Source organism: Roseburia lenta (assembly GCF_014287435.1).
Taxonomy (GTDB): domain Bacteria; phylum Bacillota; class Clostridia; order Lachnospirales; family Lachnospiraceae; genus Pararoseburia; species Pararoseburia lenta.
The window spans coordinates 63,489-79,249 of sequence record NZ_JACOPG010000004.1; the positions used below are offsets into that span (position 1 = coordinate 63,489).

At 41.2% G+C, this 15,761-nt stretch carries 10 protein-coding genes and 1 pseudogene; 8 read left to right on the forward strand and 3 right to left on the reverse strand.

Annotated features, from left to right (window positions below; genetic code table 11):
* Positions 1 to 71: 71 nt before the first annotated feature.
* Positions 72 to 2,840 (forward strand): alpha-L-rhamnosidase, encoded by a 2,769-nt coding sequence (locus tag H8R94_RS10170; RefSeq protein ID WP_186854589.1) that lies wholly within the window; start codon positions 72 to 74, stop codon positions 2,838 to 2,840.
* Positions 2,841 to 3,077: 237 nt separating this feature from the next.
* Here the strand turns inward: H8R94_RS10170 and H8R94_RS10175 are convergent, their stop codons facing one another.
* Positions 3,078 to 4,025, reverse strand: coding sequence for a DDE-type integrase/transposase/recombinase (locus H8R94_RS10175; protein WP_186854590.1), 948 nt, complete (start codon positions 4,023 to 4,025; stop codon positions 3,078 to 3,080).
* Between the two features lie 106 nt (positions 4,026 to 4,131).
* Here H8R94_RS10175 and H8R94_RS10180 point away from each other — a divergent pair.
* Positions 4,132 to 5,208, forward strand: a pseudogene (locus tag H8R94_RS10180) (glycine--tRNA ligase); the annotation flags it as partial.
* Here H8R94_RS10180 and H8R94_RS10185 read toward each other — a convergent pair.
* On the reverse strand, positions 5,181 to 6,053 hold the full coding sequence (locus H8R94_RS10185) for a PocR ligand-binding domain-containing protein (RefSeq protein ID WP_118282664.1): 873 nt from the start codon (positions 6,051 to 6,053) through the stop codon (positions 5,181 to 5,183). The pseudogene H8R94_RS10180 and the gene H8R94_RS10185 overlap by 28 nt on opposite strands.
* Before the next feature lie 113 nt (positions 6,054 to 6,166).
* On the opposite strand from H8R94_RS10185, the gene H8R94_RS10190 reads away from it, so the two are divergent.
* The 4 genes from H8R94_RS10190 to H8R94_RS10205 are packed head-to-tail and all read left to right on the forward strand — an operon-like array spanning position 6,167 to position 11,019.
* Positions 6,167 to 7,033: a class II fructose-bisphosphate aldolase gene (locus tag H8R94_RS10190; protein ID WP_186854591.1), complete on the forward strand. Its 867-nt coding sequence runs from the start codon at positions 6,167 to 6,169 to the stop codon at positions 7,031 to 7,033.
* A 43-nt stretch (positions 7,034 to 7,076) separates the two neighbouring features.
* Positions 7,077 to 8,483, forward strand: a complete 1,407-nt coding sequence (locus tag H8R94_RS10195) for an L-fucose/L-arabinose isomerase family protein (protein ID WP_118282659.1) — start codon at positions 7,077 to 7,079, stop codon at positions 8,481 to 8,483.
* 23 nt (positions 8,484 to 8,506) lie between these two features.
* On the forward strand, positions 8,507 to 10,024 hold the full coding sequence (locus H8R94_RS10200) for an FGGY-family carbohydrate kinase (protein WP_118282656.1): 1,518 nt from the start codon (positions 8,507 to 8,509) through the stop codon (positions 10,022 to 10,024).
* A gap of 32 nt (positions 10,025 to 10,056) precedes the next feature.
* Positions 10,057 to 11,019 (forward strand): aldose 1-epimerase family protein, encoded by a 963-nt coding sequence (locus tag H8R94_RS10205; protein ID WP_118282654.1) that lies wholly within the window; start codon positions 10,057 to 10,059, stop codon positions 11,017 to 11,019.
* Positions 11,020 to 11,056: 37 nt separating this feature from the next.
* On the opposite strand, the gene H8R94_RS10210 is transcribed toward H8R94_RS10205, so the two are convergent.
* Complete coding sequence (locus tag H8R94_RS10210; protein WP_186854592.1) at positions 11,057 to 11,863, reverse strand: helix-turn-helix transcriptional regulator; 807 nt, start codon at positions 11,861 to 11,863, stop codon at positions 11,057 to 11,059.
* A gap of 153 nt (positions 11,864 to 12,016) precedes the next feature.
* Here H8R94_RS10210 and H8R94_RS10215 point away from each other — a divergent pair, with 153 nt between their 5' ends.
* Positions 12,017 to 14,380: a beta-glucosidase gene (locus H8R94_RS10215; protein ID WP_186854593.1), complete on the forward strand. Its 2,364-nt coding sequence runs from the start codon at positions 12,017 to 12,019 to the stop codon at positions 14,378 to 14,380.
* Positions 14,381 to 14,400: 20 nt separating this feature from the next.
* The gene (locus H8R94_RS10220; RefSeq protein WP_158573089.1) at positions 14,401 to 15,756 is read left to right on the forward strand and encodes an MFS transporter; all 1,356 of its coding nucleotides are present in this window, start codon (positions 14,401 to 14,403) and stop codon (positions 15,754 to 15,756) included.
* Positions 15,757 to 15,761: the final 5 nt, after the last annotated feature.

Genomic DNA, 15,761 nt, shown 5'->3' on the forward strand with positions numbered 1-15,761 from the left:
AACCCTTCATTATAGAGACTTCGAGATTTGATTTCGAAGTCTCTTTTTCAAAAAGAGAGAGGAAGAAAAATATGAGATTGTATGATGTGACAGTGGAATATCAGAAGGAACCGATTGGCATAGATGTCTGCCCACGTTTTTCCTGGAAACTGGAAAGTCAAGAGGAAAACACCTATCAAAAGTCTTATGAAATAAGCGTAGCAAAAGAGGGAAAGAGTGTCTGGTCAAGCGGCAGGGTGGAAAACGGACAGTCCCTGTTTGTGACTTATGAAGGCAGTGCCTTGGAGGCCTTTAGCCATTATGATGTCAATATCTGTGTCTGGGACAACCATGGAAACGCTGCGGAAACGACCACTTTTTTTGAGACCGGACTGATGTCAGAGGACAATTGGGAAGGTGTGTGGATCACTACGAAAGAGGAATTGCCGGCCGTTAAGACTTTCTCCAAAGAGGTCTGTCTGCAGAAAGGAAAAAAACTGCGTCAGGCAAGAATCTATGCATCTGCACTTGGTGTCTATGATCTGGAAATTGACGGCAAAAAAATGGGGGATGCATATCTGGCTCCCGGCTGGACGTCTTATGGCAACCGCGTCCAATATCAGACTTACGATGTGACGGATGAGTTACAGGAGAAATCCCTAGTGTCTTTGGTTGTCGGCAATGGTTGGTATGCAGGCTACTTAAACGGCGAAGGGGAGCATCATCTCTATGGAAAAAAGACAGCCTGTATCGCCATGATCCGTATTACATACGAAGACGGTTCGGTGGACGTCATGGGAACCGATGCCTCATGGCTGGTATCAGAAAATGCGATCCGGTCGTCGGAAATCTATATGGGTGAGACACTGGATCTGACCTTGCCGTTATCCGAAAATTATGCCGGTGACAGTCAGGCAGTGCTTTTGGAAAAAGATGCGATTCCGAAACGTTTGCTTTCGCAAGAGGCAGAGCCTATCCGTATTACCAAACGTTTCCCGGTGGTTCAGAAGATTCTTACGCCAAAGGGTGAGTTGGTGTTTGATTTCGGTCAGAATATGGCAGGACTGGTGGAAGTAGAATTACCGCCGCTTTCTCTGCTTACCGGTGAGAAGAAAGAAATCCGTATCACACACGGCGAAGCCCTGGACAAAGATGGCAATTTTTACAATGAAAATTATCGGACAGCAAGATCAAAGGACCTTTACCGATATGGTGAGGGAGATGTCGGGAAAAAAGTCATGCCGCATTTTACCTATCACGGTTTCCGTTATATTTGCGTTGAGGGTGTAGATAGCAGTGTGGATCCCAAGTATTTTACGGCCTGCGCCATGCATAGTGATATGCACAAAGCGGGGACGATGACAACATCAAACCGTCTGGTCAACCGCCTGATCCAAAATATCGAATGGGGGCAGAGAAGCAACTTCTTTGATATTCCGACCGATTGTCCGCAAAGGGATGAAAGACTGGGCTGGACCGGGGATGCCATGATCTTCAGCAAGACCGCCATGCAGAATTTTAATGCGGGACTTTTTTTCAAAAAATGGCTGCGTGATGTGGCAGTGGAATCGGATGCAAAAACAGGCATTCCGCAGATCGTACCCAATGTGGTAAAGGGCAGTATGGGAACTTCTATTTGGAGTGACTGTGCTACCGTGATTCCATGGAATCTTTATATGACCTATGGGGATACCGGTGTGCTTGCCGATCAATATGATAATATGCGCCTCTGGGTGGACTGGATCTTTGGCCAGTGTCAGGGAGAAGTCCTATGGATGCATGGTTTCCAAAGAGGTGACTGGCTGGCACTGGACAGTGATGAAAGCCTGCATCTGATGTCGGGCGGCACAGATAAGAATCTGGTAGCAAATGTCTTTTATGCATATTCGACCAAGATCGTGTGCGATACGGCACATATACTTGGAAAAGAGGAGGATGCAAAGATATACGATGGGCGCTATCAGGCTATCGCGGATGCCATCTTAAGAGAGTATGTAACAGCAACCGGACGCTTGGTTTCAGAGACACAGACCGCCTGTGCCCTGCTCCTTTATTTTGATTTGGTCGAGGGAGCAAAAAAGGAGCGCATCGTACAGACACTGGAACAAAATCTCAAACAGCACAAAAACAAGTTGACGACAGGCTTTGTCGGGACGGCATATCTGTGCCATGCCCTTTCTGAAAATGGACTTCATGATCTGGCGGCGGAACTTCTTTTAAATGAGGATTACCCGGGCTGGCTCTATGCAGTGAAGATGGGGGCAACGACGATCTGGGAGCGCTGGAATTCTGTTTTGCCAGATGGAACTTTTGATACATCGGGCATGAATTCTTTGAATCATTATACTTATGGTTCTATAGGAGATTGGCTTTATCGGAAAGTTGCCGGGATTACGCCGACCTCAGCAGGCTATGCGTCTTTTGACATTAGACCTTATCTGACCAAAGGATTGGAAGAAGTGCAGGCCTCACTGGAGACCATGTATGGCAGTATCTGTGTCCATACAATCTGCAAGGATGGACAGATTCAGGTTGATGTAAAGGTGCCGGTAAATACGACCGCTACACTTTATCTGCCGGAAAAGGAAGATGCATTGGTGCTTGGCTCCGGTCAATATCATTATGTATATGAGACAAATACGGTGCTTATCGCGGGAAGATACAACATGAATACAAAATTCCGGGATATGGTCGAAGATCCGGCAGCGAAAGCTATTCTGGATGCGGCACTTCCGGGTATGCTGGATGGCCCTATGGCATCCTTTATACTGAATCAGTCGCCAAATGAAATGCTTGCCTACGATGCGGGGAAAAAGGATATGTTTGAGCAGATCATAGGACAATTGAACCAGTCTGTTTAAAGTTTTTATGGAAAAGTGATAAGAAAGAAAAGATACCGATAAAAATACTTGGATAAATTTGTCAGAATAAAACGGATTTTGTACATTAGTTAATGATGTGACACCAACTTTTGAAAAATAAAAAGATTGGCATGGTACTATAGAATCTAATCGGTAAGCATAAGATACTATACCTCATTCTTGTTCTGTTTGATTACTTTTTATCTGCAAGATTTTATTGAACAAACGGAATAAGAATTATTGTGTCTCGAGTTCGAGACGTTTTTCTAAAGGTGATTTCCAGCCTAGAACCTGCATTGGTATTTTATTAGAGCGATTTAGGCATCGTCTCATTTGAATCATTAGATCATCATAACTGAAAAACGACATATGATTGTAGAATCGTTCTTGATCATTACGATGGCTACGTTCAACTTTACCGTTATGTCGGGGTGTTCTAGGGCGAATTTGCTTATGCTTTATTCCGATTTTTCCACAGATAACATCAAGAGGATGGATTCGGTCTGTTTTCTTCAAGTGGGTGAATTCGCCTCCGTTATCTGTTTGCAAAATCTGTGGCTGATAGCCAAAGTAATCGATCGCACGCTTTAAAAAGTCAACAGTGGAATAGCTGCTTTGTTCCATGTAAGGATAAATAAATCGTTCTCGAGAAGCTTCATCAATAACGGTGTATTGATAGAACTTTTGCGGAATAGATCCTGAGTAGCAGGCGGCAGGGACGTACTTTACATCCATTTGCCACTTGATTCCAAGCGTAGATGGAGTGTCATAAGGCTGAGGTTTGCGCTTGTTCTTAGTAGAAGGTGCAGAACTAGAATAACCAAGACGACGATAAACGCGGTACAATGAGCCTGGATGTCTGGAATACCCTTTATTAGAACGGAGCTTACCATAAAGCTCACAGACGGAAATTTTAGGGTTGCGTCTGTGATAGTCCTGAATCCATTTTAGTTCTTCGTCTGTATGAGCATTGGGATGCTTGGAGAGAGGACGATGCGACTTGTCGATTAAGGATTCTTTTGTACCATCGAATTTCTTATTCCATCGCATCAAAGATGATTTGGAAATATGATATCGACGGCAGACAAACGATACACCTACACCGGTACGATAAAGTTTGACTGCATAAAATTTTGTATTAAGTTCATGTGGAAAATATCGTTGTGAGTATGTTATTGTATTCATGACGGTTGATAATCCTTTATATAGAGTTTTGGTTTGGCGATTAAAATTCTATAGGACTCAACCGTTTTTGTATAGGGGTAGGTGTCACATCAATTGTAACCCTACACAGGAAAATGATATTACACTTGAGACTTCTGTAGACGGCTGGAGCGCAGAGGAAATGATGGGATTCATCAAGGAACATAGCGTTCCATGTCCTACTTGTGGTAAGCATGACTTTACAGATATTCGTCAGTTTAACCTGATGTTTAAGTCTTTCATGGGTGTAACCGAAGATGCCAAAAATACAGTATATCTTCGTCCAGAGACAGCACAGGGTATTTTTGTAAACTTTAAGAATGTACAGCGTACATCAAGAAAGAAATTACCATTTGGTATCGGTCAGGTAGGTAAATCATTCCGTAATGAAATTACACCGGGTAACTTTATTTTCCGTACCAGAGAGTTTGAGCAGATGGAACTTGAATTCTTCTGTGAGCCAGGAACAGACCTGGAATGGTTCCAGTATTGGAGAGGCTTCTGCCGCGACTGGTTACTTTCTCTTGGTATGAAAGAAGAAGAATTACGTCTGCGTGATCATGATCCGGCAGAACTTGCATTCTATTCTAAGGGAACGACAGATATCGAATTCTTATTCCCATTTGGATGGGGCGAACTCTGGGGAATCGCAGATCGTACCGATTATGATCTGACACAGCATCAGAACACATCAGGTCAGGATCTGACATACTTTGATGATACAAAGGGTGAGCGTTATGTGCCATATGTTATCGAGCCTTCTCTTGGTGCAGACCGTGTGCTTTTAGCATTCCTTTGTGCAGCATATGATGAAGAAAACATTGGAACAGAAGAGAAGCCGGATATGCGTACCGTACTTCACTTCCATCCAGCACTTGCACCAGTTAAGATTGGTGTGCTTCCACTTTCTAAGAAATTAAATGAAGGTGCAGAAAGCGTATACGCACAGCTGGCCAAGAAGTATAACTGTGAATTTGACGACAGAGGTAACATTGGTAAGCGTTATCGTCGTCAGGATGAAATCGGAACACCATTCTGTGTTACTTATGATTTCGATTCTGAAGAAGACGGTGCTGTTACCGTTCGTGACCGTGATACCATGGAACAGGAGCGTGTTAAGATCGAAGATCTGGATGCTTACTTTGCTAAGAAATTTGAATGGTAATTGGATTGTTCTTTCCGATATTTCCCAGCGGAAGTACCAAAGTATTTCTTGAAAATACGACAAAAATAATTATAATCATTAAAACCAACCCTGTCTGATATTTCGTGAACGGACAGGGTTGTTTCTTTTAAAAGTCGTTTGGCCTCTGCCAAACGTAATCCCCGAATGTGTTCTGCAATACCATTTTGCATATATTTATTACATGATTCATAGAGCTTATTTTTGCTAATATGAAATTCTTTTGTCAGTCTTTCGATTGACAGATCCTCCGCCAAATGTGCCAACAGAAAACAATCCAGATTTTGTACAAAATTTTGACGTTGCAGGGATACCATGTCCCGAAACAATACATAGAGAGTACATGCTTCAAGGATTCTGACCGTGGCTTGGATTTGTTCCGAACTTTTGTATACCATGTTAAAAATAGGATCCGAATCGCAAAAAGTATGAGAGGTATAGGAGTGTAGGTAGAGACGGAGGGAAGAAATGAGTTTGTCATGATCCGGGTTTTCCGTGAATTGCCCAATCATGATATAGCCAATGATTTGTCCATTGTCAATGAGTGGTGCCGTAGTTTCTAATAATCCAGCATGACAATGAAAGATTTCTAAGGTCTGTGTCTGCTGACATCGCGCAAAAGAATTTCGATTGCTTTGCATACAATTAGCATTGCCTTTTTTATAAGAGCGTATCTTGGCGCAAAAGGCGCAATGTTCCTTTGGATAAGACAGAATCTCATATCCATCCAAGTCGAAAAGGGCGATTTTGATATTCGTAAGTAAATAAAAATTTTTCATAAGATCTAACAAAGCATCCTTGTTAAGATTTAAAGTCAACATATCCATTTATAGCATTTCTCCAAAACAAATTTACAGTTTTTAAGTACATAATACACTATTTCTTTTTAATGTCAAAGTCTATGATGCAGTATATAAATATGGATAAAGGAGTGATGGAAATGTTAGTAACGTTAAAGGAAATCTTGGAAATTGCAGAGAAGAAAAAGATTGCGATTGGATCATTTAATGCTTCCGGGCTAGAAGCGATTGAAGCAGAACTGGCTGCAGCAGAAGAATTGCAACTTCCAATTATTATCCAGTTTGCACAGTGCCATGAACCATGGGTACCATTGGATACGATAGGACCAATTATGGTACATATGGCAAAAAGGGCAAGCATACCGGTTTGTGTACATTTAGATCATGGAGAAACACTGGAATATCTGGCAAAGGCACTTGAAATTGGTTTTACCGGTATTATGTATGATGGGTCTGTCCTCTCATATGAAGAAAATCTTGCGAATACAAAAAAGGCAGTTGCAATGGCAAGAAAATATGGGGCTGGCGTAGAAGCAGAACTTGGCTCTATGGGAAGGAGGGAGTCGGGAAGTGGAGACCATAGTGGTGAAGAAGATGAAACTAAAATTTATACAGACTCGGAACAGGCTTCTTCCTTTGTGACGGCGACAGGAATCGATGCGCTGGCATGTTCTTTTGGTACGACCCATGGTATTTATCTATGTGAGCCAAGATTGGATTTTGATGTGGTCAGAAATGTTAGAAGAAAGTGTGGTAATATTCCCATCGTTATGCACGGTGGTTCGGGAGTTAGCACAGAAGATTATCATAAGGCAGTAGAAGCCGGTGTAAGAAAGATTAATTATTTTACTTATATGGACAAGGCAGGTGGAAACGCTGTTGCAGATTATCTTGCTAAGCAGGAGAAAAAGGAACCCATCTTTTTTTCATCTATGTACATGGTGGCAAGAGAAGCAATGAAAGAAAATGTACAGAGTGCTATGCAGACGTTTGCATTAGTAAAATAGCCGTTGGATAGAAAATAGAGATTAGGAAAGGACGGAAAGAAAAATGAATAAGAAAATGACATTTGCACTTGCTTTTTGTAATAGGGGATTTATGCCGGGAGAACTGATTTACGGTGCAAGAGAGGATATGATCCAGGCAGTGACAGAAGCAGGATATGATTATATAGCGATGGATGCAGAGCTGACGAGATATGGTGGAATTGAAACCAGAGAGGAGGGTGCTATGTATGCAAAGTGGCTAAAAAAACATGAGGGAGAGTATGATGGTGTCATCTTTTCTATGCCAATTTTTGCAGACGAGAATGGTGCGATTACAGCTCTGCAGGATGCAGGCGTTCCAATTTTGATGCAGGCATATCCGGATGAAATAGGGAAAATGGATTTTGCACATCGACGTGATGCTTTTTGTGGTAAGTTTTCTGTGACAGATGTTTTTACGCAGTATCAGGTGCCATTTACAGTGCTAAAGCCTCATGTTGTGCATCCATTGTCACCAAAGTTTCAAGAAAATCTGCGGGATTTTGCAGCTATTTGTCGCGTTGTCAATGGCATGAAACGTTTTACTATTGGTTGCATAGGTGCTCGAACAACTGCTTTTAAGACGACGAGGTTTGATGAAGTGGGGTTACAGAAGAATGGTATTACGGTGGAATCGTTCGATCTGTCAGAATTAATCTTTAAAGTAAATGCACTGTCTGATCAGGACGATGCTGTTTTGACGAAAAAAGCACATTTGATGCAGTACGCAGATTTTAGTGGTGTTCCGGAGAAAAACAGGAACATTTTGGCAAAGATTTCTGTTGTCATTGACTCGTATATTGAATGCTATCATCTGGATGCGCTGGCCATTCGTTGTTGGAACGAAATGGAAACAATCCTTCGTGTGTGCCCTTGTGTTCTGTTATCGGAATTGAACGACAGAGGTATTGTGACTTCTTGCGAGATTGATCTGACGTCCGCCATTTCTATGCGTGCTATGGCATTGGCAAGTGAAGAACCAACTGCAGTTCTAGATTGGAATAATAATTATGGGGATGATGAAAATAAAGTGATTTTATTCCATTGCGGATCGACAGCGCAGGGGCTTATGACAGAAAAGGGTAAGGTCACAGAGCATAAAATGTTCGCAAAGGAGGATCCGGGTTCTGGCTGGGGAACGAATGAAGGAAGAATCCGCCCAATGAAGACAACAATTTCAAATTGTCTGACAGTGGATGGTAAGATTGTGATTTATGCCAGTGAAGCAGAGTTTACGGATGATCCAATTGAAGATGCGTATTTTGGCTGTGCAGGTGTGTGTAAAATGGAAAATATGCAGGACAAGATGATACGACTTGCAAGGGGAGGTTTCAAACATCATACTTGCGTTGGTGTTGGACATATGAAAGAAATTTTAAAAGAAGCATTTACGACGTATTTAGGCTATGAGTGGGTAGATATTGATGCATAAAAGTACTTGGCGAGGTGAAGAAGATGAAAATTGCTGGACTTGATATTGGCACAACCGGATGTAAATGTACGGTTTTTGATGAAAGGGGCAAGTATCTGGATCATGCTTATCAGGATTACCCGGTAAAGCGAAGTATGTCAGGTCATGAAATTGATATGTGGGTACTTCGGGATGCAGTTTTACATGTCGTTTCTGAGATGGCATTCAGATATCCGGATATTATGGGTCTGGGGGTGACATCTTTTGGAGAAACGTTTGTACTGACAGATGAAAAAGGAAATCCTTTGGATGTCGCTATGCTCTATACAGACCCAAGAGGGAAAGAAGAGTGTCAGGAACTGATAGAAAAGTTAGGAGATATGCACATTGCTGAAATTACAGGATTACGTCCTCATGAGATGTATGGTATCTGTAAACTGATGTGGATGAAAAAGCATAAGCCAGAGATTTATCATGCTGCCAAGCATATGTTTCAGGTGGAAGATTTTATTGTCTTTGTGTTAAGCGGCGTGGCGCAGATTGACTATTCGCTTGCAACTCGTTCTATGGTATTAGATGTGACTCATCTTAGTTGGAGTGATGAGATTATACGTGCAGCAGATGTAGATAAAAAACTATTTTCCAAGGTTGTGCCGACAGGAACACCAGCAGGAAAAATAAAAAAGCAGATGGCAGAACGAACAGGTTTGTGCGAAAATACGATAATTGTGTCAGTGTCGCAGGATCAGGTGGCAGCAGCAATCGGTGCCGGAGCGTTTACCTCAGATGTTGCGGTGGACGGTGCAGGAACGGTGGAATGTATGACACCTATTTTTGATACCAGACCAGATATAAAAGAATTGTACAAGGGATATTTTGCGACAGTTCCGTATGTCGTTCCTGGTAAGTATGTGACTTATGCATTTTCATATACAGGGGGAGCCTTGACACAATGGTGTACAAAAACCTTGGCAAAGCAGGAAATCATAGAGGCAAAAGAACAGAATAAAACAGTAAATCTGTTATTGGAAGAAAAATATGCCGCCAAAATGAAAAAAATGGGATTTGCAGAGGATGAACCAAGTGGTCTTTTAGTGTTGCCCCATTTTGCAGGGGCGGCCACACCCTATATGGATACCGGTTCCAAGGGGGCTGTGATAGGGTTGACTACCGATACGACTGTGGAAGAGATTTATATGGGATGTCTGGAAGGCGTTTGTTATGAGATGTTCCAAACCTATCAATATTTGAAAACAACAGGTATTTGTTATAAAAGGTTTCATGCAACAGGCGGAGGCGCGCATTCAGCTGTCTGGATGCAGATGAAGGCAGATGTATTAAATGTTCCTTTTGTGGCACTTAACACGGTAGATGCTGGAACCGTGGGCTGCGCCATGATGACGGGGATTGCCATAGGAATATTTCGTGACTTGGAGGATGCAGCACAGCATATGGTAGAAAAAACAAAGACTTATGAACCACGAAAGGAACAGCATGAAAAATACATGGCACATTTTGCAAGATATGAAAAATTGTATGATGCTATCCGACCGTTGGTATAAATGCATGGTGTGAAGAAGAGGAGGAGAGAATAATGAATCCATATATAGGTCATAGAAGTCAGGTCTGTGGTGTAGAAGAGCATCGGCTTGTTGGAGCAAAAGGTGATGGTATGCGCCTTTATGAAGCATACAATGGAAAAGGAATAGAATTGACGGTGTCTCCTGATCGTGGTGGAGATATTACGAGATTACGTTTTCGGGGCATACAGATGAATTATATGAGTCCTTGTGGCTATGTAGCCCCAGCCTACTATGATGCTATAGGAGATCACTGGCTTCAATCTTTTACAGCAGGATTTTTGACAACATGTGGATTGCAGGGTGTAGGTACTCCCTGTTGTGATGAAGGAGAAGAAATTCCTTTGCATGGAAGTATTGCAAATCAACCCTGCGCGCAGTCTTATGTGACAGAGAATGAAGAAGAAATTTGTTTGCATCTGGTGACATACGACGAAACAATCTTTGGCAGAAAACTAGCATTAAGAAGGGAAATTTGTTTGTCTAAGACAGAGAATACATTTACAATTTCTGATGAAATTGAAAATACAGGGGATCAGGAAATACCATTTGAAATATTATATCATATGAATATGGGATACCCGCTATTGGATGAAGACAGTGAACTGGTAATTCCTTCGGTAGAAGTAAGACCAAGAAATGAACATGCAAAAGATGATATCGAACATTGGATGCAGATGGAAAAGCCAACAGCAGGCTATCAGGAACGCTGTTACTATCACCGGTTTGCAGATGCGCGTGGAATGGCAACCATTTATCAACCGAAACTGAAAACAAGACTTAGTATATCTTTTGATGCAAATGAACTGGATGGTTTTGTGGAATGGAAAATGATGGGGGTACGGGATTACGTGCTGGGTTTAGAATGCGGAAATTGTTATCCTGATGGAAGAGATGTTATGCGTAATACAGGTATGTTAAAGTTTATAAAGCCGGGTGAAAAAAAGAGATATCAGGTAAAAGTGACACTTGAATAGAAGAAGATAAGGGAGATCCGTTTGATAGGATTCTCCCTTATTTTTTTGGAGAAATTTTTTCTATAGGAGAAGTGGAAAAATCTCTACGATATTCTGTAGGTGTTTTGCCGGTGGAAGCTTTGAATATTTCGGTAAAATGACTAGGGGAGGAAAAAGCAAGATAGGATGCGATTTCGGTGATACGATAGTCTGAGTAACGAAGTAGGTTTCTGGCACGATGAATGCGTTCTTCGGTAATGTATTGTTTTAAAGTAATTCCCTCTGCATGGTGAAAGGTACGAGACAGATGCCCGGAGGTAACCCCGAGATAGGAGGCAATATCTGTTAATTTTATGTCGCCATGTAGGTGCTGATAAATATATTCTTTGGTGGCTTTGACTAACGGATGATATTGTCTTTCCCGGTATTGCTTCATTAAATCACTGATTTTAGCAAGACCGGCATAGGCGCATTGTAATAATTCAGGATAGGAATTGGTTTCTTCACACATGAGAATACATACATCTGCAGCAGTAAGTACAAGTTCATTATCAACCAGACGATCTCGGGCTGCCCAATTGGAAACAGCTGTTATGAGGCCTATAAATAGGTTTTTCTTGGAACGAAGATCGTTGACAGCCAATCTGCCTGGATGATAATCAACTGTGACAGTGCTTAAGGCATCAATCATACTATCAATATCATTTTGTTTTAGACAATCGTAGATCCAGTTTCCCCATTCTACACTATTATGAAGATAACTAAGTTCTTGTCGTTCAAAAACCAAAGCTTCGTATCTTTTCTCAAAAGAAGCCTGATATTGATTTAAATAGGTTTTGCTAAGGGTGATTTTCTCTCTTTCCATTGTATTACTCCGTGTATTCACTAAAAATCTTTGTATAATGTGAAAAAAATTATATTTATATCAATTATATGATATTGAAAAGGTGTTTTTCAAGACATAATGAGATTAGAATAAATAATTCATTGGACAATGAAAGTGTATTGGAGGAAAACTATGGGAACTAAGTTAAAAGATATGGCATCTGTGGAAATGATACTGAATGAGATGTCATTGGTCGAGAAAGCAAGTCTGGTGATAGGAGGATCGCCGATGAGTTCCATGGCAATGGAAAAGTATGGAATTCCTAGTATATGGACGAGTGACTGTTGTAATGGCTTAAATATTTTTCAGTATACAGTAGAAAAGACATATCGTGCGCTGGAGGCTGCAAAGAAGGAAAAAGGAGAGAAATTTGATAGAGAGTCGTTTGGCACGATGGGCGGACTATTGGTCACGGTAAACGAAATGCAAAAAAAGGCAAAAGAAGAGGCAGCAGCTGGTATAGAGAGACAAAAGACGCATGACGTTATCAGTTATCCTACAGGAATTTCCCAGGCAAGCACCTGGAATCCGCACGTGGCAAATATATGTGCAAAAACAGTAGCAAAAGAATTTGTTAAATATGGCGTGGATTTGATTTTGTCTCCAAATATTAATATTCATAGGGATCCGTTATGTGGTCGCCTTACAGAAAGTTATTCGGAAGATCCATATTTGGTCAGCCGTATAGCCGAGGCAGTTGTCTGTGGTTTACAGGATGAGGGTGTTATTGCTGATCCAAAACATTTTGCAGCAAACTCACAGGAAAAGGATCGATTGAAGATTAATGAAAAGATTCCTATGCGGGCACTTCGTGAGATTTATCTGCCAGGATTTAAAGCATGTATTGACGCCGGAGCGCTTACTGTTATGAGTGCATATAATAAGATCAATGATGAATCCTGCGCAATGAATAAGTGGCTTCTTACAGATGTTTTAAAAGATGAGTGGAAATTTAAAGGGTGTGTAATTTCTGATTGGGGCGCTTCTTATGAACAGGTTCCTGCACTCGCTGCGGGAACAGATCTTACTATGCCAGGACCTCGTGGTATTCAGTGCATTTTGGATGCGATTGCTGATGGAAGTTTGTCAGAAGAAGTCTTAAATGATTCTTGTCGTCGCATCATGTATGTGATTTTAAAGAGTGGCATGCTTGAGAAGAAAGAGGTGTCATTTGATTTAGAAGAAGCAAAGAAAATTGTGGAAAATGCAGCCAGAGAAGCAATGATTCTGCTTAAGAATGACGGGACACTTCCGGTTCAATCAGAGCAGACAAAGATTTGTTTTTATGGAAAGCGGGCAAAACAATTTGCAGCTAATTCAGAAGGAAGCGGCAAGGTACCTTCCAGTTTCATTAGCAATCCGTATGACCGGGCAGTGGAAATATTAGGAAGCGAAAATGTGTCATATCAAACACCATCAGAAGATACAACTTTATATGTTGCTGTTGTAGGAGCAGACGGACAGGAAGGGGCAGACCGATTAACAATGGATATGGATGTAGAGGATCAGGAGGCTCTGCAAAATGCTATCAAAGCAGCAAAAGAGCATAATAGAAAACTGGTTCTGGTCTGCAACTCGTCAGGACCGATTACACTTACGGAATATGTGCAGGACTGTAATGCAATTCTGTGCCCATATTTTGCAGGACAGGCAGGAGGAAAGGTTGTGACAGATGCCATTTTTGGATTGTACAATCCATCTGGAAAACTGACGGATACCTGGCCAAAAGCATATTGTGATACACCGTCATACAAGAACTATGGTGGGGAGAACAAGGAAGTCTGGTATGGAGAAGGCATCTATGTAGGATATCGATGGTATGATGCCAGAAAGATTGAACCGCTCTTCCCATTTGGTTACGGACTTTCATATACAAGTTTTGCATTTTCTGATTTGCAGGTAGAAGATACGGACGTGGAAAAAGAAGATATTATGGTAAAGGTTTCTGTAGAAAATACCGGTAATATGGCGGGAGCAGAAGTCGTGCAATTATATGTGGCCTCTCCAAAATCATCCTTTGACAAACCGGAAAAAGAATTAAAAGGATTCCAAAAAGTATATCTGCAGCCAGGAGAAAAAACTGAAGTTACGCTGACAGTGTCAAAGGAGGATCTTGCACATTATCACACTGCTTTGGAAGAGTTTGTGACAGAATCTGGAACCTATAGAATTCTAGTTGGAAATTCGTCCAGAGATATTGTTTTATCGAAGGAAATCCAAGTGATTTGCCATGATCCTTTTGGCTGGAATGTGATTACCGGAATCGGAAAACTGGTATCTAATCCAAAGGCTGTAGAAATCATGAACCAAGCAATCGGAGATGATATTAATCTTGTGGCAGCAGTTCCAATCCAGTATGCACCGGACTATACATTAAAGGAATTATGGGAGACAGAAAGTTCGGCAGTTTCAACGCTTTTTAGCAAACAAGGTAAGACAGCAGAAGAGAAAAAGCAGGCGTGGGATTATATAGTAAAAGAATTTAAGAAACTATGATGGTAAAAGGAGGTTTCACTATGGCGAAAAATAAACAAGAAAAACCTTATGGTGTGACAAGTGGAGGGGAAAAACTGGCGTACGCATTGGGTGATCTGGGATCAAATTTTGTATGGACTTTTTGCTCTTCCTGGCTGACTTTATACTATACAGACAGTGTTTTATTAGCTGCGGGTATGGTAGGAACAATGATGTTAATCTTACGTTTATTTGATGGCGTTAGCGACATCCTATTTGGGATTATGATAGAAAAGACTCATACGAAAATGGGGAAAGCAAGACCATGGTTTGGTGCAAGTATTATCCCTTTGGTTGTAACCCAGTTATTGGTCTATAATGTGCCTTCACAGGCGTCTTTAGGTGCAAAAACAGTATGGGTTATCGTGACATATTTCCTTTTGACAGTTGTTTTTTATACAATCAATAATCTGAGTTATCATGCTATGTTATCCCGTTTTAGTTTGGATCCGGATGACAGATCTAAAGTTAGTTCTGTGAGAGGCATATTTGCCTTTCTTGCAGGATTGCTCTTATCAATTATGACACCGGCCATCTTAAATGGAAATGGTGGGTCTAAGGTGCAGGCGGCATGGACAAAAACGGCATTAATTTTCTCTATTCTCTGTTTGATTTTGCAGGCAATTACGTTCTTTACCGTAAAAGAAAAGAGAAATGTTGGCGAAGATAACACAACAGAAATGCCACATGGTGATATTAAGGTAGGTCTCAAGGCGTTGCTTCACACAAAGTATTTTTATATTTCTATTATTGTTTTCGTATGTACTTATATTTTAAATGGACTGGTTTTGGCAGCACACGTTTATTTTACAAGAGATGTACTTGGTAACGCAGATTTCTACAGTATTGTTGCGATTGTCAGTGTTGTGTCTACTATCATAGGAATTGCTATTGCTCCGAAAATGTTTGTAAAACTTACGAAACGTAGAACATTGATGTTTGGTTCCGTTATTTATATTATAGGTTGTGTTGTTGGATTACTTGGTGCACGAAATCTGCCGCTCGTATTATTAGCTACAGCGATTACCGGCCTTGGTCTGGCACCTTATGTTACTGGAATCTTTACCTTTGCACCGGATATTGTTGATTTGTTGGAAGTACAGACAGGGGAAAGATTTGAAGGAATGGTTACTGCTGTCAATAGCGTCGGTGTCAAAGTCGGAACGGGACTGGCATCTGCTTTTCTTGGATGGGGACTTGCCATAGGTCAATATAATGGAGCCCTTGATGTACAGCCGGCATCGGTTGCAACTGCAGAAACGGCATTGATTTATGGTCTTCCAATTCTGATGTGTATCATTTGCATCGTGGCAATGGCATTCTGGGATATTCAAAAAGTATTACATCAGGAACACTAGGAAGA